Source organism: Pseudomonas sp. WS 5503, assembly GCF_012985385.1.
Classification (GTDB): domain Bacteria; phylum Pseudomonadota; class Gammaproteobacteria; order Pseudomonadales; family Pseudomonadaceae; genus Aquipseudomonas; species Aquipseudomonas paracarnis.
The window spans coordinates 67670-92052 of record NZ_JAAQWI010000006.1 but is presented as its reverse complement, the minus strand read 5'-3'; the positions used below and the strand labels follow the sequence as shown (position 1 = coordinate 92052).

The 24383-nt window shown below is 59.9% G+C and carries 17 protein-coding genes and 1 pseudogene; 6 read left to right on the top strand and 12 right to left on the bottom strand.

Features of this window, described 5'->3' with window-relative positions; genetic code table 11:
• Nucleotides 1-131: 131 nt before the first annotated feature.
• Nucleotides 132-1757, top strand: coding sequence for a methyl-accepting chemotaxis protein (locus HBO10_RS16745; protein WP_034127704.1), 1626 nt, complete (start codon nt 132-134; stop codon nt 1755-1757).
• Between the two features lie 652 nt (nt 1758-2409).
• On the opposite strand, the gene HBO10_RS16740 is transcribed toward HBO10_RS16745, so the two are convergent.
• The 5 genes from HBO10_RS16740 to HBO10_RS16720 all read right to left on the bottom strand — a co-directional run bounded on the left by HBO10_RS16740 (nt 2410) and on the right by HBO10_RS16720 (nt 7613).
• The gene (locus HBO10_RS16740; RefSeq protein WP_034127685.1) at nt 2410-3387 is read right to left on the bottom strand and encodes a D-glycerate dehydrogenase; all 978 of its coding nucleotides are present in this window, start codon (nt 3385-3387) and stop codon (nt 2410-2412) included.
• Nucleotides 3384-4676: an MFS transporter gene (locus HBO10_RS16735; RefSeq protein WP_034127684.1), complete on the bottom strand. Its 1293-nt coding sequence runs from the start codon at nt 4674-4676 to the stop codon at nt 3384-3386. The genes HBO10_RS16740 and HBO10_RS16735 overlap by 4 nt, the downstream gene beginning before the upstream one ends.
• A gap of 45 nt (nt 4677-4721) precedes the next feature.
• Entirely contained in the window at nt 4722-5663 is a 942-nt protein-coding gene (locus HBO10_RS16730; RefSeq protein WP_034127683.1) for a sugar kinase, read from the bottom strand.
• Nucleotides 5656-6438: an AP endonuclease gene (locus tag HBO10_RS16725; RefSeq protein WP_034127682.1), complete on the bottom strand. Its 783-nt coding sequence runs from the start codon at nt 6436-6438 to the stop codon at nt 5656-5658. The genes HBO10_RS16730 and HBO10_RS16725 overlap by 8 nt, the downstream gene beginning before the upstream one ends.
• A 95-nt stretch (nt 6439-6533) precedes the next feature.
• Nucleotides 6534-7613 (bottom strand): LacI family DNA-binding transcriptional regulator, encoded by a 1080-nt coding sequence (locus tag HBO10_RS16720; protein ID WP_272949749.1) that lies wholly within the window; start codon nt 7611-7613, stop codon nt 6534-6536.
• Nucleotides 7614-7844: 231 nt separating this feature from the next.
• Here HBO10_RS16720 and HBO10_RS16715 point away from each other — a divergent pair, with 231 nt between their 5' ends.
• From HBO10_RS16715 to HBO10_RS16705, 3 genes are all read left to right on the top strand, one after another.
• Nucleotides 7845-9791: a hypothetical protein gene (locus tag HBO10_RS16715; RefSeq protein ID WP_034127681.1), complete on the top strand. Its 1947-nt coding sequence runs from the start codon at nt 7845-7847 to the stop codon at nt 9789-9791.
• Between the two features lie 158 nt (nt 9792-9949).
• On the top strand, nt 9950-11938 hold the full coding sequence (locus HBO10_RS16710; protein ID WP_060764656.1) for a hypothetical protein: 1989 nt from the start codon (nt 9950-9952) through the stop codon (nt 11936-11938).
• A gap of 211 nt (nt 11939-12149) precedes the next feature.
• Complete coding sequence (locus HBO10_RS16705; RefSeq protein WP_034127679.1) at nt 12150-14420, top strand: autotransporter outer membrane beta-barrel domain-containing protein; 2271 nt, start codon at nt 12150-12152, stop codon at nt 14418-14420.
• Nucleotides 14421-14503: 83 nt separating this feature from the next.
• Here the strand turns inward: HBO10_RS16705 and HBO10_RS16700 are convergent, their stop codons facing one another.
• The 5 genes from HBO10_RS16700 to HBO10_RS16680 all read right to left on the bottom strand — a co-directional run bounded on the left by HBO10_RS16700 (nt 14504) and on the right by HBO10_RS16680 (nt 20963).
• A complete protein-coding gene (locus HBO10_RS16700; RefSeq protein WP_034127678.1) occupies nt 14504-14926 on the bottom strand; it encodes a hypothetical protein in 423 nt (140 codons plus the stop codon).
• A gap of 70 nt (nt 14927-14996) precedes the next feature.
• On the bottom strand, nt 14997-15791 hold the full coding sequence (locus HBO10_RS16695; protein WP_034127677.1) for a hypothetical protein: 795 nt from the start codon (nt 15789-15791) through the stop codon (nt 14997-14999).
• Nucleotides 15792-15904: 113 nt separating this feature from the next.
• On the bottom strand, nt 15905-16546 hold the full coding sequence (locus HBO10_RS16690) for a DUF1345 domain-containing protein (protein WP_034127676.1): 642 nt from the start codon (nt 16544-16546) through the stop codon (nt 15905-15907).
• A gap of 169 nt (nt 16547-16715) precedes the next feature.
• Nucleotides 16716-19814: an efflux RND transporter permease subunit gene (locus tag HBO10_RS16685; protein WP_034127675.1), complete on the bottom strand. Its 3099-nt coding sequence runs from the start codon at nt 19812-19814 to the stop codon at nt 16716-16718.
• 6 nt (nt 19815-19820) lie between these two features.
• A complete protein-coding gene (locus tag HBO10_RS16680) occupies nt 19821-20963 on the bottom strand; it encodes an efflux RND transporter periplasmic adaptor subunit (protein WP_034127674.1) in 1143 nt (380 codons plus the stop codon).
• 171 nt (nt 20964-21134) lie between these two features.
• Here HBO10_RS16680 and HBO10_RS16675 point away from each other — a divergent pair, with 171 nt between their 5' ends.
• Both HBO10_RS16675 and HBO10_RS16670 read left to right on the top strand, forming a co-directional pair.
• Entirely contained in the window at nt 21135-21836 is a 702-nt protein-coding gene (locus tag HBO10_RS16675) for a response regulator transcription factor (RefSeq protein ID WP_003190934.1), read from the top strand.
• A gap of 3 nt (nt 21837-21839) precedes the next feature.
• A pseudogene (locus HBO10_RS16670) lies at nt 21840-23141 on the top strand (ATP-binding protein).
• Here HBO10_RS16670 and HBO10_RS16665 read toward each other — a convergent pair.
• Both HBO10_RS16665 and HBO10_RS16660 read right to left on the bottom strand, forming a co-directional pair.
• Nucleotides 23142-23816, bottom strand: a complete 675-nt coding sequence (locus HBO10_RS16665) for an anti-sigma factor (RefSeq protein WP_034127672.1) — start codon at nt 23814-23816, stop codon at nt 23142-23144. It lies immediately after the preceding pseudogene.
• Nucleotides 23813-24343 (bottom strand): sigma-70 family RNA polymerase sigma factor, encoded by a 531-nt coding sequence (locus tag HBO10_RS16660; RefSeq protein ID WP_034127671.1) that lies wholly within the window; start codon nt 24341-24343, stop codon nt 23813-23815. The genes HBO10_RS16665 and HBO10_RS16660 overlap by 4 nt, the downstream gene beginning before the upstream one ends.
• Nucleotides 24344-24383 lie beyond the last annotated feature (40 nt).

The window sequence follows — 24383 nt, the reverse complement described above, 5'->3', positions numbered from 1 at the left end:
CCCAGCCGATATCAAGCATAGGCCCACACTACAACGACAACAGTGGTGACCAAGGTCTGGGCAGCGCGTTGACGCTGACGGATCGTTTCGCGGCAAGGATGCACGCAAACACTACTTCTGAGAGCAGCCCTATGTCCCTCCGTCACCTGAATATTGCCCCTCGCGCGTTTATCGGTTTTGCCTTCATTGCGGTTCTAGTGGTGCTGTTGGGCGTGTTTGCGGTCAACCGTATGACGCAGATGCGCCAATCCTCCCAGGACATGAGCGCGAACCAGCTGCCCAGCATGACTCACCTGGGTACCATCACCGAAAACGTGCTGCGCATGCGCATCCTGTCGTTTCGCGTGCTGGTCAACCGCGAGCCTGCCGCCCTGCAGGAAGCCGAGACGCGCATTGGCGTGCTGGCTGACAAGGTCAAGACCGCCCAGGCCAAATACGCCACGCTGCCTGCGGGCGCGGAGGAGGCTGCGCTGTACAAAGCCTTCGGCGTCACCCTGGACAACTACCTCAAAGCCCAGGCCGAGATGGTGGCATTGTCCAAGCAGGGCAAGGTCGATGAGATGCGCGCTCTGATCAACAGCCGTATCAAGGACGGCACTGACCAGATGGGCGAGCAACTGAACAAGCTGATCGCCATCAATGCGGCCGACGCCAAGCAGGCCGACGAGGATGCCGGGCAAAGCTACGAGGGCGCGATCACCGGCGTGGTGGCGGTCTCCGTGGTGGCGGCATTGCTCACCGTGCTGCTGGCCTGGTTGTTGACCCGCAGCATCGTGACCCCGCTGCGCAAGGCCGTGGAAGTGGCCGAGACCATCGCCGCCGGCAACCTCAGCAAAACCATCGAGGACGATGGCAAGGACGAACCGGCGCGGTTGCTCAGTGCGCTGTCGACCATGCAAGCCAGCCTGCGCCAGACTATCCAGCACATCGCGGGTTCGGCCACGCAACTGGCTTCGGCGGCGGAAGAGCTGAGCGCGGTCACCGAGGAGGCCTCCCGTGGCCTGCAACAGCAGAACAATGAAATCGACCAGGCCGCCACGGCCGTCAATGAGATGACGGCAGCAGTGGAGGAGGTGGCGCGTAACGCGGTTTCCACCTCCGAGGCGTCCGGGCAGTCCAACCAGGCGGCGCGGGAAGGCCGTGATCGGGTGATGGAAACTGTCGGCGCGATCCAGACCATGACTCAGGACGTGCAGAACACCTCCGCGATGATCGAGGGCCTGGCCGCTCAGGGCCGGGATATCGGCAAGGTGCTGGATGTGATCCGCGCGATTGCCGAGCAAACCAACCTGCTGGCGCTCAACGCAGCGATTGAAGCCGCCCGTGCCGGCGAGGCCGGAAGGGGCTTTGCGGTGGTCGCCGATGAAGTGCGCGCCCTGGCCCATCGCACCGCGCAGTCGACCCAGGAAATCGAGAAAATGGTCGCCGGCATCCAGAACGGTACCGGGGAGGCGGTGCAGTCCATGCAACAGAGCAACCAGCGCAGCCAGAGCACCCTGGAAATGGCACGTGCAGCCGGCGCCTCACTGGAGCAGATCACTGCGTCTATCAGCCTGATCAACGAACGCAACCTGGTGATTGCCAGCGCTTCGGAAGAACAGGCCCAGGTCTCCCGCGAGGTGGACCGCAACCTGGTCAACATCCGCGACCTGGCCACCCAGTCGGCGGCGGGCGCCAACCAGACCAGCGCGGCCAGCCATGAACTGTCGAGGCTGGCGGTGGATTTGAATGGGATGGTGGCGAGGTTCGTCGTCTAACTGCTGCCACAACACCCTGTGGGAGCTGGCTTGCCTGCGATAGCAATCTTACAGTCGGCACATCATGGGTTGGCTTACCGCTATCGCAGCATAGGGATCTACACAACTTGGGCCGGTGCTGGACCTGTGGCGAGGGCGCTTGCTCCCGTGACGGACTGACAGCCGACGCTGATCTAACTGACGCGCCGCAATCCAAATGTGGGAGCTGGCTTGCCTGCGATGGCGGCCTTACAGCCGACCAGGATGTTGGATCTGACCGCGTACATATCCGTTCCTGCGGTAACGGCCACCTATGGTTCCGCTCTTACAGCGGGGCACTTTTGGAAAGGCTCAAAAGTAACCAAAAGGCCTTCGCCCCACCACTCGGCACCTCGCCTAGGCTCGGTGTGCCCGAACGCAGGCTTGAAGTCGTGGGCCGCCGCCACGCGCCATCCATGGCGCGGGGCGGCTAACCCGGCGTCCTGCCGGGTTGCCCACGACTTCAAGCCTGCGTTCGGCCAGCGTGGTTTGACGGGGCGCTTCAGATCAAAAGCCAGATCAAGATCAAGAGCGGCTCGCTTAGCATCGTGGTTACCGTCGATCGCTTCAGAGTTGTGTAGATACCTATGGCTATCGCAGGCAAGCCAGCTTCCACCTTTGCTCTTGTGTTGTGTCAGTGCCGCCATGCCCCTGGATTCACCAGGTTTACCGGCTTTTCGCCAGCCAATGCCGCCAGGAGATTCTCCACCGCACACTTGGCCATCGCCTCCCGCGTCTCATGGGTGGCCGAGCCGATATGCGGCGTGGCTACCACATTGTTCAACCGCAACAACGGCGACGCGTGATCCAGCGGCTCCTTCTCAAACACATCCAACCCCGCCGCGCGGATAGTGCGTTGCTGCAACGCCTGCACCAGTGCCGCCTCGTCCACCACCTTGCCTCGGGAGATATTGATAAAAATCGTCTCCGGCCCCATCAGCGCGAATTCCTCGGCGCCAATCAACTTCTCGGTCTCAGCGGTCAACGGCAGGGTCAGGCAGACAAAATCAGCCTCTTTGAGCAAGTCCTGCAAGCTGCGGTACTGCGCGCCAAAGCGCGCTTCAACCGCCGGCTTGGGCGAGTGGCTGTGGTAGATCACTGGCATGCCGAAGCCACAATGCCCGCGTTGGGCCAGGGCTTCGCCGATACGGCCCATGCCGATGATGCCGAGGGTCTTGCCATGTACATCGCTGCCAAAATGCGCCGGGCCGATATTTTTGTTCCATTGGCCGGCGCGCACCATGTCGGCCAGCTCGACCACGCGCCGGGCGGTGGCCAGGATCAGCGCAAAGCCGGTGTCGGCGGTGGTTTCGGTGAGCACGTCTGGAGTGTTGCTGAGCAGGATGCCGCGTTGGGTCAGGTAATCGATATCGTAGTTGTCGACGCCCACCGAGACGCTGGCCACTGCTTCCAGCTTGGGTGCCAGGTCGAGCAACTGGGCATCCAGGCGCAGGCTTGCCCCCAGCAGGCCGTGGGCGTTAGGGAGGGCATCGCGCAGGTTGGCCAGGCCGGTTTCATCCAGAGCGTCAATCAGCGTGACATCGACCTGCTCGTGCAGGCGAGCCATGAGCGGCGTGGACAGTTTTTTGTACAGCACGACAGATTTTTTCATGAGGTTTTTACCTTCAACTCCAGGGTTGGCGTCGGCGAGCGGTCACTGGCGCCGGGCTTGAGGAAAATCGTCAGCACCACGGAAAGCAGCAGCGCGCCGCTCATCAGCAGGTACGAAGCGCCGGGCGAGCCGGTGCTGCTGTTGAGGTAGCCCACCAGGTACGAGCCACCGAACGAGCCCAGGGCGCCCATGCTGTTGATCAGCGCCATGGCGCCACCGGCGACGTTGGCCGGGAGGATTTCCGGGACGATGGCGAAAAACGGGCCGTAGGGTGCATACATGCAGGCCCCGGCGATCACCAGCAGGGTGTAGGACCACCAGAAGTGTTCGGCGCCCAGCACGTAGGACGCGTAGAAGGCAATCGACGCAATCAATAGCGGCGGCCAGACAAAACGCTTACGTTTCTGCAGCTTGTCCGAACCCCAGGACACCACGAGCATGCCAATCACCGCCGCCAGATAGGGCAGGGCCGAGAGCCAGCCGGCTTCGACCATGTCCATCTGCAAACCGGCCTTGAGGATTGATGGCAACCACAGCACGAAGCCGTACACGCCAATGCTCCAGCAGAAAAACTGCAACGCGAGAATGATCACCTTGGGCGAACGGAACGCCTCGGCGTAGTTTTTCACGGCCTTGATCCCCACCTGCTCGGCGGCGAGGGCGGTTTCCAGGCTGTGCTTTTCGGCGTCGCTCAGCCACTTGGCATCCTTGGGGCGCTCATCGGCCAGCTTCCACCAGATAAACGCCCACAACACCGCCGGCAGGCCCTCGATGATGAACATCCAGCGCCAGCTGAAATGCTGCACCAGGTAGCCCGACACCACCGACATCCACAGCATGGTGACCGGGTTGCCGAGGATCAGGAAAGTGTTGGCCCGTGAGCGTTCGGCACGGGTGAACCAGTGGCACAGGTATACCAGCATGGCCGGCATCACGGCGGCCTCGACCACCCCGAGCATGAAGCGGATGACGATCAGCATGTAGGCGTTGGACACCACGCCAGTCAGCGTCGCCAAGCCGCCCCAGAGGATCAGGCTGACGAAGATCAGTTTCTTGACGCTGCGCTTTTGCGCGTAGATCGCCCCCGGCACCTGAAAGAAAAAGTAGCCAAGGAAAAACAGTGCACCGAGCAGCGAAGACATGCCTGGCGTGATCATCAGGTCTTCGGCCATGCCGGACGCGGCGGCGAAGCCGTAGTTGGCGCGGTCGAGGTAGGCCAAGCTGTAGGTGATAAACACGATAGGCATGATGTACCACCAGCGACGGGTGGCGAGTTTCACGGTTTCCATGGGGTTGCTCCTGAGCTTGTTGTAGTTGTGGCAACAGGTAATGGGTCACGCAACGGATCGGGTGGGTAATTCAGCGCGGGTCGGCAAACCTTCCATATCGCCACGGCTCTGCACGGCGCGGCTGCCGATCCAGTTACCGCGCTGTACGGCCTCGGGGAAGCTCAAGTTTTCCAGCAGGGCGCTGATCATGCCCACGGCAAAGCCATCGCCGGCGCCCACGGTATCCACGACCTTGGCCACCGGTACGGCGGCGACAAAACCCTGGTCCATATGGGTGCGGTAATAGGCGCCCTCGGCGCCGAGCTTGATCGCCACGGCTTCGGCGCCCTGGTCGAGATAGAACGCGGCGATGTCTTCCGGGTCGTCAAAACCGGTCAGCAGGCGACCTTCGCCCAGGCCCGGCAGGACCCAGTCGGCCAAAGCAGCCAGCGCATTGATTTCGCGGATCATCTGCGCCTGGCTGGCCCATAGGGACGGGCGCAGGTTCGGGTCGAACGACACACTGCGTCCGGCCTTGCGCATTTGGGTCATCAGCTCGAACGACAGTGCGCGAGTGGCATCGGACAGCGCTGGCGGAATGCCGGTGGCGTGCAGATGGCGGGCTTGCAGCAGCGTCGGATGGATGGCATCGATGGACAAGTGGCTGGCCGCCGAGCCTCTGCGAAAGTACTCCACTTGAGGATCTGCGCCGGCCTCTTCCCGGGATTTGAGTTGAAAGCCGGTGGGGTTCAGCGGGTCGACGGCCACGTGGTGGCAATCGAGTCCTTCTTTAGTCAGGGTATCGACCACAAAACGCCCGAGGGAGTCGTTACCCACGCGGCTCAGCCAGGCCACGTTGAACCCCAGGCGCGACAGGCCGATGGCGACGTTGCTGTCGGCGCCGGCAATGCGTTTGTGAAACTGCCCGACCTGCGCCAGGTCGCCGGTCTGTTCGGCGACAAACATCGCCATGGTTTCGCCAAACGACAGGATATCGATCTCAGACATGGGCGTTCTCCACATGGGGTTGGCCAAGGCGGGCCAGGGTCGCGACCTGTTGCGCGGTGACTTCGATCAGGTCATCGCCCTGCAACGGAAATTCCACTGCCCGGGTAATACCTTGAGTCATGTGTTTAAGCAGTTGTTCCCACAGATGCAGGTCGGTGGCGCCCGGCGGCAAGGCGACGAGCTTGCCATCGGCGCGACGGGCCACGGCCTTGCAGTGCAGGTAATCCACATGCCGGCCCAGTAACCGCGCAGCAGTGAGCGCGGACTGGTCTTGCCACTGCCAGTTACCGATGTCGAAGGTCATTTTCACCGGCAGGCCCAGGCGTTCGACTTCGGTAAAAAACCGTTGCATCGGTTCAATACGCCCGCCGTGCAGGGTCTGGTCGTTTTCCACCAGTAGCTTGACCGGGTGGCGATTGAGCAGGGCGTGCAGGCTTTCCATGTCGTTTGTGTCGGTGAAGTAACCGAGGGACACCTTCAGCCAGCCCGAGCCAAAGGTCTGGGCGCGGTCCAGGGTAGCGGCCAGCTCGGCATTGGGCTGGGCTCGGCCGGCGACCCAGAGTTCCAGGGGCGAGGAAAATACGCTGTCCAAGCCTTGCGCGGCAGCGGCCTGGGCCAGGGTGGCGGGGTGTTCGTCGGTCAGTAGCTCCTCACGCCATTCAATGCGCTGGGCACCGGCAGCGCAGAGCAGCGCGACAAAACTCAATTGGCCCTGCTGGCGAACCAGGTCGGCGCCGTAGCTGGAAAGGCTGATGGAGACGGGGTATTTATGCATTGTTGTTTACCTCTGAAACCGGTTTCATTTTTATCAACAAGAACACACTGACTGCTTGTGGCGAGGGAGCTTGCTCCCGTTTGACTGCGCAGCAGTCACCGGCTCTTGGCGGCGCTTCGCACCGCAGCGGGAGCAAGCTCCCTCGCCACAGTAAAGCCAGGGTCATAAGGGGGCGTCGAGCCGCGGATAATCAGCTCGGGTAAGAAATCCAGGGTGCGGGTGGGGGCGGTATCGCCGCGCAGGCGCTTGAGCAAACAGTCGAAGGCGCTGGCGCCAATCGCTTGCGTCGGTTGGGCGAGGGCGGTGATGCCGTTGCCCACCAGCGGGTACCAGTCCAGGTCATCCAGGGCGATCAAGCCCACCTCGCCGAACAGGTCGCAGCCCAGCGCCTTGAGCGCACGGGTGCAGGCCAGTGCGGCCACGCCGTTGGCGCAAAACAGTGCCTTGGGGCCGGGTTTGGCGAGAAAGGCTTGCAGACGCTTTTCCAGGTTGCCATCCAGTTCAACCACGGCGCCTGTCAACGCCGGGTGCTTGGCAATTTCGTGGTTGAAACTCTCCAGGCGCTCCAGGCGTGAGCTGGTACCGTCTGTGGTCTCGCTTACGAGCAGCACGTCGCGGTAACCCTGCAGCTCCAGGTGTTCCACCGCCATGCGCACCGCCGCCGGGTTATCCAGGCCCACCAGGTCGCTGTGCAGCGGCTCGACCTTGCGGTCCACCAGCACCAGGGGCATTTCCTGTTGCAGCTCCAGCAGTTGGTCGAGGTGATGGCCCAGGGTGTTCACGATCAAGCCTTCGATGTTGTAGGAGCGCAGCGCCGCCAGGTGTTGGCGCTCTTGCTCGTCATCGCGGTCGGTGTTGCACACCACCAGGCTGTAGCCGTGCTGACGGCAGGCGGTTTCGACGCCGTGCATCACGGCGATGGAATAGGGGTTGCGGATATCGGCCACCAGCATGCCGATCAGTCGCGTGCGGCCACGTTTCAAACCACGGGCCATCTGGTTGGGGCGGTAGCCGAGCTGTTCGATGGCTTGCTCGATGCGCAGCGCGATCGCGTCGGAGAGCAGGGCGCGGTCATCGCCGATAAAACGCGACACGCTGGCTTTGGACACGCCGGCGCGTTGGGCGACGTCGAGCATGGTGACACGGGTGCGCTGGGCGGCGGAAAAAGGAGTCACGGTCGCGGGCCTTTCTTATTTGAGGTGGGTCATGGCTGCTTTGAAACCGGTTTCAGGAAACACCAAGTCAACCAGTGCGTCAAGCGTTGCTGCTTGGGGCGCGCAAGGGCTGTCCGACGAGCGGAGCGATATACCTGTTAGTTCTGACAGTATCCATCGCCCTGAAACAAGCGCCTAATTTGAGCCAGCGAAGCGGATTGATTCAGCCACGTGGAAATCAAGGAGCGCCTAATGACGGGGTCAAAAAAAACAGCCAACACATCTGTCAGCGATACAGGCGCAGGGCAGATGTCTGAACTCAAGGCTGCCGTCGTGGTGGATGCGTTTCCCGATGATCCCAACGGCCTGATTCCTACTGAGTTCCTGTACCACCCGATCAAAATTCAGCTCCGGCAGATCTGGCAGTTCCCGGCCGAAGCCGGCGAGACGGATAATGTCCATTTCTCGATCAAGCCGCATACGCCGGAACCTGCCTACCCTTTGCCAGCGATTCCCTTGGAAGGCCCCGTTACCGAGGATCATTTCCCGGTAGAACTGTCCATCGGCGGTAATTGGCTGAAGATCAGCGGCTCTTATGACCTCAGTTATTACGTTGACGGGCCGGGCGGTATAGAGCACAGCCGGTATGTCACTACGTTCACCCTGGATTGGATTCCGCCGGGTGGGACAGCCCCTCTTATGCCGCCTATGTTCATCGATCCGGAGGTCGCCAATAACGGCATCACTGAGGCCTATATCAGTGAGCATGAGTTCGTTGAGCTGCGAATTCCGACCTATCTGGATCTCCAGGCATTTGACGACGGGTTGATTTTTTTGTTGGAGACTGAGGAGTCAAACCCTTTTCTGGCGGCCTATACGCATACCTTTGTCAGCACCACTGAGGCGCTGATAGTCCCCGTGCCGTCCGAGTTGTTTCGCCAACTGCCAAATGGGCCGCGTTTTTTGCGCTACGGTCTTCGTGATCGGGCAGGAAACCAGCAGCCCAATTACTCGGGGGCAACACTGGTCTATATCAACCTGCAAGCGCTCCCCAGTGGATTGCAACCGCCCGAGGTACTTGCCTATGAATATGACGGCCTGATTGATCGCGCGGATGCCCGTAGTGGCGTAAACCTGAGATTTGGTGCCTATTTAGACTGGAATCCAACAGATGAGGTGGCCGTCAGTTGGAATGGCATCCTTCTAGCCCGGGAACCGGTTGACGGTTTTCCAAAAGTGGTCCCGGTGAGCTGGTCTGTATTGATCCAGAATGGCTACCTACAGACCCAGTTTCCGGTTCGGTACTTTATTTACCGTGCCGGTGTTGCGACGGCTGTTCCATCGCCGATACGACGTGTCGACGCTGACTTCCGGGTATTTGGGGTGGACCATGACCAAGCACCGGCTGAATACAATCGGCACTTGGCTAAAGTTGAAATTCGAGGCGCTGTTTCCGATACCGCTAACCACTTGGACTTCAGTGATTCGGACCAGTGTGTCACGGCGACAGTGGCCTTGCCTGAGGGACCAGCTGTCGGTAAGTGGTTGGACTTGTACTGGGGGGACCGAGAAAATCCAGTTGCCTCCTATACAGTTAAGTCTGACGATAAACCTGGAAAATTAGTGACATTTACCGGGGTGCCTTGGGAGATAGTTGCCGAAACACCTAATAATCCAGCATTTCCGGTTAGTTATCGCACGAGTAATGGCGTGAATGAACAATTGGCGCCAAACCAGTTCGTGAATATTAATATAGTGCCGCCGGTCAGATTTCCTCGCCCTGAATTTGCGCATGCCAGCACTACGGGGTGGTTGAATTGCCAGACCGATCCTCCTCTCTGGGAGGGGGTTCATGTGCTTGTGAATAAACATGCAGCTATTGCAGTCGGTGATGAGCTCCGATTGAAATGGCAAGGCACTTGGGGGTTTGCGGGTGACCGCCCGATCTCTGAAACCTCTGAAGTATTCAAAGAACATTGGTCGGATGTTGACGAGAGTCAGGGCTATCACGTTTTTGTTGTGCCTTATATTCCTTATGTTCAGCCCATGAAGAACGAGGCGGGTGCGTATGCCGAGTTCACGGTATGGCGCAACGGAACACGGATTGGCAGTTCGTCTATTCGCTACGTAAAAATCGATCGCCGGTATTCAACCTCGGATCCCATATTCTGCGGGCCGAACGGCAATGGGCCGGATTAAAAAATCTCCAGCAGTTGGCTGTGCCTTTGTTGATTGTTTTACAGTGTGCTCAATCTGAACTTGGTTGCAGTTGGCTTGCCGGTGATTTTATGTGAGGCTGGCGTGGTCATCAGTCCGGGAACTTCTTGAGCGCTTTATTACACGCAAGGAGAACTAAGATGGCAATTAACAGTGCAAAAAAAATAACGACACTTGGTTGGGATGATCCCAAATTAGACGCGCCGAGATTTTCTCAGGCGCTCAACGGTGTAAGTGGTTTGATCTGGCGGCCTGACCTGGACGAACATGGTGGTTTGCGGGTTGATTGTCCCCTGGGGGGCTTTCCGGAGATTGGCGACGAGATACAGATTGAATACAGCCCAGTCGGGGTTGCTGTATGGACACCACTGGAGCCGATGATTCTCGAAACCGACCCTACTGGGCCGCTCGTCCGGTTGACCATTGATTATAATATTCTGGGGCATGGGGAGTTTGAAGTCAGATTTAAGGTAAAGCCCGCCTCGGACACTGACTATAAGGACTTCTCCGTTACAGAGCGCGTCAGGATTGATCTATACGGGCCTTATAAATCATCGGGTCGTACTGAGGCCCCCGCAAGGATTGTTTTCCCCACCGCGCTTCCTCTGGGGGTCGACATTACACAAGCTACTCTGGACCTTAATCCGGGAGGTTTTGACTTCGAGATTTCCAGCTACGCGGGTTTTGAAGACGGCGATCGCGTTGCGCAGGTCTGGTTCACTGCCGTGCAGCCACCCGATGATGCTCCGTCCTTGGGCAGCGTCCCCATGGAAAGTGGCGGTGTGGAGTTCAACCTGCCCATTTCGGCGTTTGAAGATTTTGAAGATGGTAATTATTTTGGCTATTACCGATTGATAGATGCTGCTGGGAATCTCAGTGAAATTTCCAGGATCACCACGGGCCGCAGGCTTAAACGCAGTGCCAACCTGGTGTTGGAGCCTATTGACCTCGTAGTGCCTCCAGAGAATGAGTTGGTGGATATCGAGGTTTGGAAAGCGGGTGTAAGGTTGGCGATACCCAGCTATGCATGGGAGTCTGGTGATCAATACAGGTTGATTTGGGGGGCGCAATCCTCCGGGTTGTTGCCACTCAATGGCGTATTTCCCTTTGAGTTCACGGCCTCAAGTCAACTGATTCTGGATGAATATGGTACTCAGACAGGCGCGGTGTCGACGCGGATCACTTATGAAATCGTCAGGACAGGGACAGTCAATAAGCCTGATACTGAGGTATCGGTTGACGTTGATCTGAGTGTTGAAGGACCGGGCGCACCTACGCCGGGAGACCCGAGTCCAGACCTGGACGCTGTCACTATCTTGGGCCCCGCGTCTACTCCCACGCCCAATTACCTGAATTCCGCCGACATTGATCATGCCAGCCCCATCGAGGCGCATTTTGATCTGTGGACTGCCAACCCTCAGCCGGCAGACGGAATGGTCATTACGCTGTATTGGGGAAGCAAGCTGAACCCGGCAGGCTCACGTACCGTTGCGGCGGGTGAGGGGGCTGGTGATCCCTTTATGATCGAGGTAGACAAGGACGCGATCGCCGCCGCGGGCAATGGCGATGACATTCCGGTTTTCTACGGTGTCAGTCGTCCTGGCGCGGCCAATAGCAACTTTTCGCCAAGCACGTCCGTTGAAGTGGACGATGCGATTATCCACTCGCTCGATCCCGCAGTGTTTCGCAACACGCTTGCCTGGGCCGTTGACCCCCGTGGCAGGATCACGTGTTCATCCTTGCGGCCTCAAGGCACAGGCACGCCTGAGGGGGAAAAACACATTGAAGTCTGGATTCCACCCAGCACTGAGTTTTTCGCTAATGGTGTAGAAGTTACATTTGAGTTCGTGGCCTCGACGGGCCTTAATGGGGATGCTCCGATAGAGTCTACTCGAGACACTCGATCACTCACATTGGATAAAAACATGGCGGAGAATGGGTTTATCTTCGAGCTTGAACCTTTCGATCCGCACCTTAAGGTCCCGGGGGTTGCGCCGAGCTATAACTCGCTTTGGTTCCAGTACTCTCTGGATGTCGCAGGGACGCCGGCCAAATCAGTACCTGCAGTCATTCCCGTCCGAATGTTGACGTCCAACAACTTCTGCGATGGCGATCCTTATACGCCATAGCAGCAGAGCTGCAAGCACCAAGGCGTCCTGCGCCTTGGTGTTTTGTTAATACCAATACGCTACTCAATTACTCCGCAATCTTCGGATATATCCTACTTACCACTTCCTCTTGGATCTATAACCTCGCGGCCTCTACAGGTCTGGCTCCACTCCATCGGAACGAGCCATGCCATTGGGTTTAGGCATATTTAGTCAGAGCGAGTGTTACAGCATGTCTATCAAGTATCTTTTTAAACTCTCACCGTTAAGTGCGGCCGTCAAAGTGTCCTCGCTGGGCCTGCTGCTGGGGGTTGCGGTACAGGCCCAGGCAAGCCAGCAGGTTGTGGCGCCTGGCGAGTCCAAAGTGATTGAAGCTGGCGAACCGGTAACAAACTGGGCGCTGCAAGCCGGCTCCAGCCTGACGGTCAATGGTGCCACCGCCGGCTCAATCCTCGGACTCGGTGCTCAGTTGACCGTGAACAGCGGTAGCAATATTGAACGCATTGTTGCCCAGGAAGGGTCCAAGGTGGCCATCAACAACGCAACCGTTAAAACCGAGAGGGCAGGCGTTGCGGCAATGGAGCTGACCAATGGCACTGCGACGATCTCCGGTAGCCACCTGGAAAGCACCCGATCGACCGGCCTGCTGCTCAACCGCTACGTCTCGACACCGGGTGGCTCGCGTGCCGATGTCAGCAACAGTACGATAAAAGGTGCGCAATCGGGTGTGACCGCCTCCCAACACAGCGAGCTGTTTCTGGATAACTCACTGGCGCAAGGGACTGCCGCCAACAGTACCGGCGTTCTTTTGCAAGGGGGGTCGGCTTTTGCCCAGAACAACAGCCTGCTGGTTGGTGAACTCAATGGCGTTCGCTTTAACCGTGGATCAAGCACTACCCAGGATGGCTCGCTGGTGCTGGATCGCTCGACGGTCGAAGGCAAGACAGGCGCTGCGATCCTGGTCGCTGGTGCACCTGGGCGGGTGCCGACGGCCAATATAGAGGTAAACAACGGTTCGCAACTGATTGGTGGCAACGGCAACTTGCTCGAAGTCACCGGCACGGCCACGGCCAATATGAGTGTCAATAACAGCCACTTGACTGGCAATGTGATCGTCGAGGCCGGCAGCACCGCCAACTTGAATTTGCAGAACCATGCATCGCTGACGGGCGCCCTGATGAACGTCAGCAGCTTGAGCATAGGCGATGGCTCGTTGTGGAATTTGACGGGCAATAGCCTGGTGGGCGACCTGGACCTCGCCGGTGGTACCGTCAAGTTTGGTGAAACCAATGAGTTCTACCAGTTGAACCTGGATACGCTCAGCGGCAACGGCACCTTTGTGATGGGGGCCGATTTCGCCGCAGGCTTGAACGACTTTCTGAATATCGCGGGGGACGCCACTGGCCAACATAGCCTGTTGGTGGCCAGCACGGGGCTGGAACCCGTGTCGCCAGGCGACGTACAGATCGTGCACACCGGCGGCGGCGACGCGCAGTTCTCCCTGGTGGGAGGGGCTGTGGATGTCGGTGCCTGGTCTTACGGGCTCAAACAGGAGGGGAATGACTGGTTCCTTGACCCCAATGCCCGCACCATCAGCCCGGGCACGCGCTCGGTACTGGCGCTGTTCAACACTGCGCCGACCGTATGGTACGGCGAGATGAGCTCGTTGCGCAGTCGTATGGGCGAGCTGCGTCACAACGATGCAATGGCCGGTGGCTGGATCCGCAGTTATGGCAACAAATATTCGGTCGCGGATGCCAATGGCGTGGGTGTCAAACAGACTCAGCGTGGGTTCTCCCTGGGTGTGGATACGCCGCTCAGTGAAGACAGCCAATGGTTAATCGGTGTAATGGCAGGGCACAGTGACTCGGACCTGGATCTGGGCCGGGGTACTTCAGGCGCCGTGAAAAGCTACTACGCTGGCCTGTATGCGAAGTGGATGGACGCCGATAGCGGTTACTACTTTGACGGTGTCGTCAAAGCCAACCGCTTCGAAAACGATGCCAAGGTCGCCATGAGCGATGGTGCCCAGGCCAAGGGCAAGTACGGAACCAATGGTCTGGGAGCATCGGCGGAGGTGGGCCGTAATATAAAACTGGACAATGAGTTCTTTGTCGAACCGTTTGCCCAGGCGTCGACAGTGCTGGTCAAAGGTAAGAAATACGGCTTGGACAACGGGCTGCAGGCCAAAGGTGAAAACACCCATTCGGTGCTGGGCAAACTCGGTGTGACGGTGGGGCGCGATTTCATCATGAACGATGGCAGCATCGTCCAGCCCTACCTGCGCACGGCCGTGGCCCATGAGTTTGCCAAGAACAACAAGGCGTCGGTCAACGGACATGTGTTCAATAACGACCTGTCGGGTTCGCGTGCCGAGTTCGGCGCGGGCGTGTCGGTCGCGGTATCGCAGAACTTGCAGTTGCACGCTGATTTCGAACATAGCAAAGGCAAGCATGTTGACCAGCCATGGGGAGCAAACGTAGGTCTGCGTTACAGCTGGTAAGTAGTAATGGGAACCCCAAAAAAGGAAGCTTCGGCTTCCTTTTTTGGTTTTAGAGCAAACGCGGGGTCATGAATGCCTGAGTTTCAACTCAGGTCGAACAAGGCCGTGATGGTCGACACCGGGTTGCCGTCGTCACGGGTGAGGATGTTTTGCAATGCGCCAGCAACATGGGTGTTCGCGGGATCTACAGTGGTCAAATCGATGAGGCCGCTGGCACCATATCTCAGGATGGGGTCCAACAAACTGTTCGTCGAATATGTCAGTCTGATGTCATCCAGATGCTCCTCCAGCTTGTAGATGCGTTTTTCAAAAGAGGCAGGAAACACGAGTTGGATTTGATGTTTGACTAAATCGTCGTCTACCTTGCTGGCGGTAAGGGTCCATCGGTCTTCGTTCTTTTTGATGTCAAACACCTTGGCAGTGAAGTCTGCCCCATCAATTTCGCCTTTGAAATACCGGTTGGCAATCCTTGGTTTTTGTTTGCGAATCAACTGAACGACTGACATAGGTGCATCTCCTCTGCGTAGTTTCGCGACTCCGCGTCAAGGTAGGAGGCGCTTGGGTGTACTGGAAGGATCAGGCTTTGCGTTTCAACGAAACATCATCAAAAAAAACTGCGCCATCTATGCCGATCAGGACGATCGTGACGGCCGTAGTGGCCGCCGGCACTGCCAGGTCTGCCGTGTAGGTTGTCCAGGCAGCCGCGCCTACACGGATTTCCGGGAATGTCCCCGTAGGGGTCACCTGGAATCGGGCAAAACCGTGCCCGCCGAATTCACTTCGGGAACGAAACGAAAATTCGTAAGTGATTCCCCCGGTCACGGCGATGGTCTGGCGGGCCTGGCCTTGTAACGTTGCCTGAAACGTATCCCCGTCAAAGTGTCTGCCTGACCCGATCGGTGAGCCTGACGTATCCCAATGGTCGCTGTTTGCAGAAAAATCTCCATTGAGTACCAGCTCGGGCCGAGGTGGAGTGCTCGTATCCTGAGTCAGGTTCAGTTCGTCGACACAGACTTCGCCAGCTGTCCCCGTGACTGCAACGGTCATGAGGGTTGTTGCAGGCGGGGTGGTGATGCGGATCTCTTGTTTTCTCCACAGATGAAAGTCGTTGAGTGCGATTCGCACGTCGGCACCGGGAATATCGGGCTGGATCAGAAGCTCTCCCTTGCCCTGGTACAAGACTTGGCTCCAGAATTTCAACAGGTAGGTGGTTTCCGCCGTGGCATTGATGGCTTGAGAGGCCTGCCCGTTGAGTACCCGGCAATATTGGCGCGAGTAGTCCACGGTGTCTTGGGTGGTCCATTCGGTGCCATATTTGCTAAAGCTGCCGTTGCCCAACAGATTGTTGATCAATGTGCCTTGCCCACCCATGTTCTTGCTCCGCTAGCCTTCTGAGTGTGCCTATTGCGCGCTACAACTCGGCGCTTGGCAACTGTCAGAACTAACAGGTATTGACCTCCATTCGTCGGATCTTATCGGCAGGCTCAACCAAACAACCCTGCCGCAATATTGATTGAGAACCCCAGGATCGCGGTATTGAACAGAAACCCGATCAACGATTGCCCCAGCACCACTTTACGCAAGCTACGGGTGGCAACACCCACGTCCGAGGTCTGCACAGCCACGCCGATGGTGAAGGAGAAATACAGGAAGTCCCAATAGTTGGGGGTGAGCAAGCCCTCGGCAAAGCGCAGCGCCGGCTCCTTGCCTTGCCAGGTGTAATAGAGCCTGGCGTAGTGCACGCTGAAAATCACCCCGATCAGCAGCCAGGAGCCGATCACGGTCAGCCCGGTAAAAGCGTAATGCAGCAGACGCTCGGAAGTGGGCAGGTCCTTGCTGCCTACCAGTTCTAAGGTGATGGTGGCCAGGCTGGCGATGGCGGCGATGCACACCATGAACAGCACCAGGCCGGCGTTCTCGTCTTCGACTTCGGCGATGCGCTTGACGTCTTCGGCCTTGGCGCGAATGGTCAACCAGAGCATCAGGATCAGGTAGGTCCATACCCCGGCGTTCCAGCCGATCAGGATTTTGCTGGCAAGGGTGTCGGCCGGCACCAGGAGGCCGACCGCAAGGCCCAGTACGGCGGCGGATGAGAGGCGAGGGTGGGTGCGGGCGAGGAAGGGCATGGTGGCTCACAGATAAACTATTTGTGAGCACCATAGCTTATTCGGGTGTACCTGATCACGAATGCAATCAATAACCCTGTGGGGGCTGGCTTGCCTGCGATAACGTTGGTTCAGGCAACACTTATGTCGCCTGTGCCGCGGTCATGGCAGGCAAGCCAGCGCCCACTGATCAGTCTGGTTTATGGCGCTTGCGCACCAGCTTCATCACCACCACGAAGAATACCGGCACAAACACCACCGCCAATGTCGCCGTGATCATTCCGCCAATCACACCGGTGCCAATCGCCTGCTGGCTGGCCGAGCTGGCCCCCGTAGCAATCGCCAATGGCACCACGCCGAGGATGAATGCCAGGGACGTCATGATGATCGGCCGCAGTCGCAGCCGCGCAGCCTTCAAGGTGGCGTTGATCAAGTCTTCGCCCTGGTCATACAGGTCCTTGGCGAACTCGATGATCAGGATCGCGTTCTTCGCCGACAGGCCAATGATGGTGATCAGGCCGACTTTGAAGAATACGTCGTTGGGCATCCCGCGTAGCGACACGGCCAACACCGCACCCAGTACCCCCAGCGGCACCACCAGCAACACCGAGGTGGGAATCGACCAGCTTTCATACAGCGCGGCCAGGCACAGGAACACGATCAGCAGCGACAGGCCCAACAGCAGCGGTGCCTGGGAACCGGACAAGCGCTCCTGCAACGACAAGCCCGTCCATTCCTGGCCCAGCCCGGCGGGCAGTTGGCTGACCAGGCGCTGGATTTCGTTCATGGCCTCGCCGGTGCTGTGCCCCGGCGCCGCTTCGCCGCTGATGGCGATGGCCGGGTAGCCGTTGTAACGGGTCAACTGCGTGGGGCCCTGGGTCCACTTGGCTTCGACGAAGGCTGACAGCGGCACCATCTTCCCGGCGTTGTTGCGCACGTGGATTTTCATCAGGTCGGCCACCTGGCTGCGCTGGTCGCCTTCGGCTTGCACCACCACGCGCTGCATGCGGCCCTGGTTGGGGAAGTCGTTGATATACGCCGAGCCGATCGCCGACGACAGCACGTTGCCTACGTCGGCAAACGACACACCCAGGGCGTTGGCCTGCTTGCGGTCCACTTCCAGCTGCACTTGTGGTGCTTCAGCCAAGGCGCTTTCACGCACGTTGGCCAGGATCGGGCTTTTCGCTGCAGCGTCCAGCAATTCGGTACGTGCGGCCATCAAACCGGCGTGGCCGACGCCACCGCGGTCCTGCAAACGGAACTCGAAACCACTGGAAGTGCCCAGGCCGTCTACCGGTGGCGGCAGGATTGCATAGGCAATCGCGTCCTTGAGCTCGCTGAAGGCTATGTTCGCGCGATCGGCAATCGAGGAAGCGGAGTCATCACCGCCACGCTCTGACCAATCCTTGAGCGTGGTAAACGCCAGCGCGGCGTTTTGCCCGGAACCGGAGAAGCTGAAGCCCATGATCATGGTGGTATCACCCACCCCAGGCTCGCCGGCGTTATGCGCCTCGATCTGTTCGGCCACCTGCACCGTACGGTTCTTGCTGGCGCCCGGCGGCAACTGGATATCAGTGATGGTGTAGCCCTGGTCTTCCACCGGCAGGAACGAGGAGGGCAGGCGGCTGAACAACAGGCCCATGCCCACCAGTAATACCAGGTAGATCAGCAGGTAGCGGCCGCTGCGCTTGAGGGCATAGGCCACCCAACCTTCGTAACGGTTGGTGAGTTGGTCAAAGCGCTGGTTGAACCAGCCGAAGAAACCACCCTTGGCATGGTGCTCGCCCTTGGCAATCGGCTTGAGCAGCGTGGCGCACAGTGCCGGGGTCAAGGTCAGGGCCAGGAAAGCGGAGAACAGGATCGAGGTGGCCATCGACAGTGAGAACTGCTGGTAGATCACGCCCACCGAACCCGGCATGAAGGCCATCGGCAGGAACACCGCCACCAGCACCAGGGTGATACCGATGATGGCCCCGGTGATCTGGCCCATGGCTTTCTTCGTCGCCTCTTTGGGCGACAGGCCTTCGGTGGCCATGATGCGCTCGACGTTTTCCACCACCACGATGGCATCGTCTACCAGGATGCCGATAGCCAATACCATGCCGAACATGGTCAGCACGTTGATCGAGAAGCCCAGCAGCAACATGGTGGCGAAGGTGCCCATCAGCGCGATCGGCACCACCAGCGTGGGAATCAAGGTATAGCGCACGTTCTGCAGGAACAGGAACATCACCGCGAACACCAGCGCCATCGCCTCCAGCAAGGTGTAGACCACCTTGGTGATCGAGACTTTGACAAAGGGCGAAGTGTCGTAGGGAATCTTGTATTCCACATTGGCAGGGAAGTAGCGCGACAACTCGTCCATTTTCGCCCGCACCAGCGTTGCGGTACTCAAGGCATTAGCGCCGGGCGACAGTTGCACGCTGACGGCGGTGGACGGCTTGCCGTTCAGGCGGGTGGAGAACTGGTATTCCTGGCTGCCGACTTCCACCCGTGCCACATCGCCGATGCGCACGGTGGAGCCGTCGGGGTTGGCCTTGAGCACGATGTCGGCAAACTCCGCCGGGGTGGACAGTTGCCCCTTGACCAGCACCGCCGCGGTGATCTCCTGGGTGTGGGTGCCCGGCAAGTCACCGATGCTGCCCGCTGAGACCTGGGCGTTCTGGGCGCTGATCGCGGCGTTGACGTCGGCCGGCGTGAGGTTGAAACCGATCAGCTTCTGCGGGTCGATCCAGATACGCATCGCTCGCTCGGCGCCATACAACTGGGCCTTGCCGACCCCGTCCAGGCGCTTGAGCTCGTTCATCACGTTGCGCGCCAGGTAATCACTGAGCGCCACGTCGTCGAGTTTGCCGTCGTTGGACGTCAATGTGACCAGCAGCAGGAAACCGGCGGAGACTTTTTCCACCTGCAAGCCTTGCTGAGTCACGGCCTGGGGCAGGCGCGGCTCGACGACCTTGAGGCGGTTCTGCACATCCACCTGGGCCATTTCCGGGTCGGTGCCCGGCTGGAACGTGGCGGTAATGGTCGCCGAACCCAGGCTGCTCTGGGATTCGAAATACAGCAGGTGATCGGCGCCGTTGAGCTCTTGCTCGATCAGGCTGACCACGCTCTCATCCAGGGTCTGGGCCGAGGCACCGGGGTACACCGCGTAGATTTCCACTTTGGGTGGCGCGACGTTGGGGTATTGCGCCACCGGCAATTGCGGGATCGCCAGGAAGCCCGCCAGCAGGATAAACAGGGCCACCACCCAGGCGAAGATAGGGCGGTCAATAAAGAACTGCGGCATGACGGGTTATTCCTTTACGAGCGGGCTGTCGTCCACTTCAACTTTTTCACCGGGGCGTGCGTGTTGCACGCCCTCGACGATAATGCGGTCGCCGGGCTTGAGGCCGCTGGTGACGATCCAGCGGTTGTCGATCACCGCACCCAACTCCACCGGTTGCTGGCTGACGGTCTGTTCGGCGTCCAGCAGCAACACCATCGGGATACCGGCGCTGTCACGGGTGATGGCGCGTTGCGGCACGCTGATACCTTGTTTGTCCACGGCCTGTTCCACGCGCACCCGCACAAAGCTGCCGGGCAACAGGTCGAGGTCCGGGTTGGGGAACTCGCTGCGCAGGATGATCTGCCCGGTGCCCGGGTCGACGCTGATGTCAGCGAAGAGCAATTTGCCTGGCAACGGGTACAGGCTGCCGTCGTCCTGGATCAAGGTGGCCTTGGCCTGGTCCTGGCCGACCTGCTTCAAACTGCCGGCACGAAAGGCGCGGCGCAGGTCGTTCAGCTCACGGGTGGACTGAGTGAGGTCGGCGTGGATCGGGTCCAGTTGCTGGATAATCGCCAGCGGCGTGGCTTCGTTCTGGCCGACCAGCGCGCCTTCGGTCACCAGGGCGCGGCCAATGCGCCCGGAAATCGGTGCGGTCACGGTGGCATAGCCCAGGTTCAGCCTGGCACGCTCGACGGCGGCCTTGTTGGCGGCCACTTCGGCGTTGGTCTGGCGCAGGGCGGCGCGGGCGTTGTCGTACTCCTGGCCGCTGATGGCGTTGCCTTCGACCAGTTGGCTGTAGCGCTGCTCTTGCAGGCGCGCCTGGAACGCATTGGCCTCGGCCTTGCTCAGGTTGGCCTGGGCACTGTCCAGGTCGGCCTTGAACGGTGCCGGGTCAATACGGAACAACACGTCGCCTTGCTTGACGTCGTGGCCTTCGTTGAACACCCGCTGCATGACCACCCCGGCGACCCGGGCGCGTACTTCGGCGATACGCGGTGCGGCGATGCGCCCGCTCAGTTCGCTGGTGATAGAGAGGGGCTTGGCCTGCAGGGTTTCGATCCGCACTTTGGCCAGGGGCATTTGTGGCGCCTCGTCTGCCGACTGACCACACGCGCTCAGCGCCAGTGTGAGGGCCAACAGGCAAAACGGCGCAAACAGATTCTTCGACATGCTCTTATCCCAATATTGACTGGCGCATCCTAGGGGCACCTGCGCCGTGGTGCTGTGAAGCTGTGTAGCGGGTCTGTGAAGAAGTGTAAGGTACGGCGCGCAGGGCGTCGGGGGCGTATATCCTTGCACAATCCTGCAACACACCAACAAACAGCATTATTTGGAAACACCATGCCCAACATCCTCCTGGTGGAAGACGACGCCGCACTCTCCGAGCTGATTGCCAGCTACCTGGAACGCAATGGCTACCACGTCAGCGTGCTCAGCCGCGGCGACCATGTCCGTGAACGCGCACGCCTGAACCCGCCGGACCTGGTGATCCTCGACCTGATGCTGCCGGGCCTCGACGGCCTGCAGGTGTGCCGTTTGCTGCGCGCCGATTCGGCGGGGCTGCCGATCCTGATGCTGACCGCCCGCGATGACAGCCACGATCAGGTTCTGGGGCTTGAGATGGGCGCCGACGACTACGTGACCAAACCCTGCGAGCCGCGCGTATTACTGGCCCGGGTGCGCACATTGCTGCGGCGCAGCAGCCTGTCCGAACCCCAGGTGGCCAGCGACCAGATCGTCATGGGTAACCTGTGCATCGACTTGTCCGAGCGCACCGTGACCTGGCGCGAACAGGCGGTGGAGCTGTCCAGTGGTGAATACAACCTGCTGGTGGTGCTGGCCCGGCATGCCGGCGAAGTGCTCAGCCGCGATCAGATCCTGCAACGCCTGCGCGGTATCGAGTTCAACGGCACCGACCGTTCGGTGGACGTGGCCATCTCCAAGCTGCGGCGCAAGTTCGACGATCATGCGGGCGAGGCGCGCAAGATCAAGACGGTGTGGGGCAAGGGGTATCTGTTCAGCCGTTCCGAGTGGGAATGCTGAACCATGTTTCGCGTACTGCTGCGCCTCTACCTGATCACCATCGTCACCTACAGTGCGGCGATTTACCTGATTCCCAAGCTGGTGATCCAGCTGTTCGAACACCGCTACATGGACTACAACATCGAACAGTCCCGCGGCCTGCAAAAACTCATGGTCAAGCAGTACCAGCGCGCACCGGTGGAGCGCTGATCCCAGGTGACCGACCAGTTGAGCCGCGATTTTGCACCCTTGAAAGTGCAACTGTTGCTTCGCCAGGACGCCCGCTACACCCCTGAGGAAGAACAGCTGCTGGAGCAAGGCAAGCCAGTGATCCGCCTGGGCGAATGGGGCTGGATGGAAGAAATCAGTTCGCCGATCAACCAGCAGTTCGCGGTCAAGCTGACCGTACCGCCAGACCCGTTGGACATGAACCTGCTGTACTGGTCGATGAACGTGCTGGTCGGTGCCGCCTTGCTGGCGTGCCTGCTGGTGTGGCTGCGTCCGCACTGGCGTGACCTGGAGCGTTTGAAAAGTACCGCCGCGTTATTGGGCAAGGGCCATCTGGAGGCGCGTACGGGGCTCGCACCCAGCTCCAGCATCGGCGGCCTGGCGGCGGTATTCGACACCATGGCCGACGATATCGAGCGCCTCTTGAACCAGCAGCGCGATTTGCTCAATGCGGTCTCCCATGAACTGCGCACACCGCTCACCCGCCTGGATTTCGGGCTGGCCCTGGCGCTTTCCGAAGACTTGCCCCCGGCCAGCCGCGAGCGCCTGCAAAGCCTGGTGGCGCATATTCGGGAGCTGGATGAGCTGGTGCTGGAATTGCTGTCTTACAGCCGCCTGCAAAACCCGGCGCAGTTGCCCGAGCGGGTAGAGGTGGCGCTCGACGAGTTTATCGACAGCGTGTTGGGCAGCGTCGACGATGAGCTGGAAAACCCCGATATTGTCATCGATGTGGTGCTCGATTGTGCCGTGGAGCGCTTCAGCCTCGACCCGCGCCTGACTGCCAGGGCCTTGCAGAACCTGCTGCGCAATGCGACGCGCTACTGCGACAAACGCATCCAGGTGGGCGTGCGGGTATGCCCCAAAGGCTGTGAAATCTGGGTGGACGACGATGGCATCGGCATACCGGCGGACCAGCGTGAGCGCATCTTCGAGCCGTTCTACCGCCTGGACCGTAGCCGCGACCGTGCAACCGGTGGCTTTGGCCTGGGCCTGGCGATCAGCCGGCGCGCCCTGGAGGCCCAAGGCGGCACTTTGACGGCCTTGGCGTCTCCCTTGGGTGGGGCGCGGTTTCGTGTGTGGCTACCTAACCTTTCGTGATCAAAGCACTTTGACTGCGCGGCCGATCCCGTGGATCGGCCCGGTGGGTTTGCCGGTGGGCGAGCCATTGGGCCCTTCCAGCGTCAGTTCAAACAACTGGTTCGGCGCCAGCGGCGGCAGCTTGTCCAGCGGCACCGACAAGGTCTGCCCCGGCTTGACCAGCCCCAGGGATACGGGCCCCTGCCAGCCATCGCCCTTGGTCCAGAACTCCAGGGCTTTGTCGGCAGGAATCTCCATCACCCCCAGTGGAATCAATTGGATCTGCTGATTATCACTGGCCTGCACCACCCAGCCCGGTGCCTGGCTTTGCGGCGCCATCAACACCACCACGAAGCTGGGTGCGGGCATGGGCGGGCGCGTCAGTAATAAAGCCGCCAGCACCACGCTTGCCATCAGGCCAGCAGCGGAAAGCCCGCGCCAGAACGCCAGCAGGTTCCACCACGCCACGCTCGTTTCGGGGGCTTTGATGCGGCGTTCAATGCGCCGCCACAGCTGTGCCGAAGGCGGCACCGGTTGTGCCAGCGCGACCAGAGGCAACAGACGCTGCTCCCAGGCATCCACTGCTGCACGCAGTGCCGCATCATGGGCCAGGCGTTGTTGCACCTCAGCGCGCTGTTCGGCGGGCAGTGTCCCCAGCACGTATTCACTGGCCAGTTCATCCAGGCTGTCGTTCATGCCATGCACTCCCGCAAGGCGGCGAGGCTGCGTTTGATCCAGGCTTTGACGGTACCCAGAGGGGTACTGAGTTTTTGCGCAATTTCGCTGTGGGAGTAACCGTCCACATAGGCGTGCAGGATGCAGGTGCGGCGTGTCGGGTCGAGCTGCTCCAGGCACTGGTGGATCTGCCCGGAGCGTGCCGCAAACTCAACGGTCTGGGCAGGCTCTGCCATCGGTTCATACTGATCGTCCAGTGGCACGTCACGCCCGGCGCTGCGTACAACGTCCAGGGCCAGGTGGCGAGTCACGCTGAACACCCAACCCCGTGCGGAACCTCGCAGGGGGTCGAAACTGCGCGCGCCGTGCCAGATCTTGATAAAGGCGTCATGCACGATGTCCTCGGCCAGTGCCTTATTGCGGGTAATGCGCAGCGCCACACCGAGCAAGCGGCTGCTGTCCTGCTCATAGAGTTGGTGCAGGGCGCGATGATCGCCGCGGGCGCAGGCTAACAGGCACACTTCATAATCAAAGATGATTTCAGCCAAACCAGAATTCCTGCCACTGAGGAGACGTCTACGCGTGGTA

Coding starts and splice junctions, on each gene's coding strand:
- HBO10_RS16745 (WP_034127704.1), top strand. CDS start 132: ATGTCCCTCCGTCACCTGAATATTGCCCCTCGCGCGTTTATCGGTTTT.
- HBO10_RS16740 (WP_034127685.1), bottom strand. CDS start 3,387: ATGAAAAAATCTGTCGTGCTGTACAAAAAACTGTCCACGCCGCTCATG.
- HBO10_RS16735 (WP_034127684.1), bottom strand. CDS start 4,676: ATGGAAACCGTGAAACTCGCCACCCGTCGCTGGTGGTACATCATGCCT.
- HBO10_RS16730 (WP_034127683.1), bottom strand. CDS start 5,663: ATGTCTGAGATCGATATCCTGTCGTTTGGCGAAACCATGGCGATGTTT.
- HBO10_RS16725 (WP_034127682.1), bottom strand. CDS start 6,438: ATGCATAAATACCCCGTCTCCATCAGCCTTTCCAGCTACGGCGCCGAC.
- HBO10_RS16715 (WP_034127681.1), top strand. CDS start 7,845: ATGACGGGGTCAAAAAAAACAGCCAACACATCTGTCAGCGATACAGGC.
- HBO10_RS16710 (WP_060764656.1), top strand. CDS start 9,950: ATGGCAATTAACAGTGCAAAAAAAATAACGACACTTGGTTGGGATGAT.
- HBO10_RS16705 (WP_034127679.1), top strand. CDS start 12,150: ATGTCTATCAAGTATCTTTTTAAACTCTCACCGTTAAGTGCGGCCGTC.
- HBO10_RS16700 (WP_034127678.1), bottom strand. CDS start 14,926: ATGTCAGTCGTTCAGTTGATTCGCAAACAAAAACCAAGGATTGCCAAC.
- HBO10_RS16695 (WP_034127677.1), bottom strand. CDS start 15,791: ATGGGTGGGCAAGGCACATTGATCAACAATCTGTTGGGCAACGGCAGC.
- HBO10_RS16690 (WP_034127676.1), bottom strand. CDS start 16,546: ATGCCCTTCCTCGCCCGCACCCACCCTCGCCTCTCATCCGCCGCCGTA.
- HBO10_RS16685 (WP_034127675.1), bottom strand. CDS start 19,814: ATGCCGCAGTTCTTTATTGACCGCCCTATCTTCGCCTGGGTGGTGGCC.
- HBO10_RS16680 (WP_034127674.1), bottom strand. CDS start 20,963: ATGTCGAAGAATCTGTTTGCGCCGTTTTGCCTGTTGGCCCTCACACTG.
- HBO10_RS16675 (WP_003190934.1), top strand. CDS start 21,135: ATGCCCAACATCCTCCTGGTGGAAGACGACGCCGCACTCTCCGAGCTG.
- HBO10_RS16665 (WP_034127672.1), bottom strand. CDS start 23,816: ATGAACGACAGCCTGGATGAACTGGCCAGTGAATACGTGCTGGGGACA.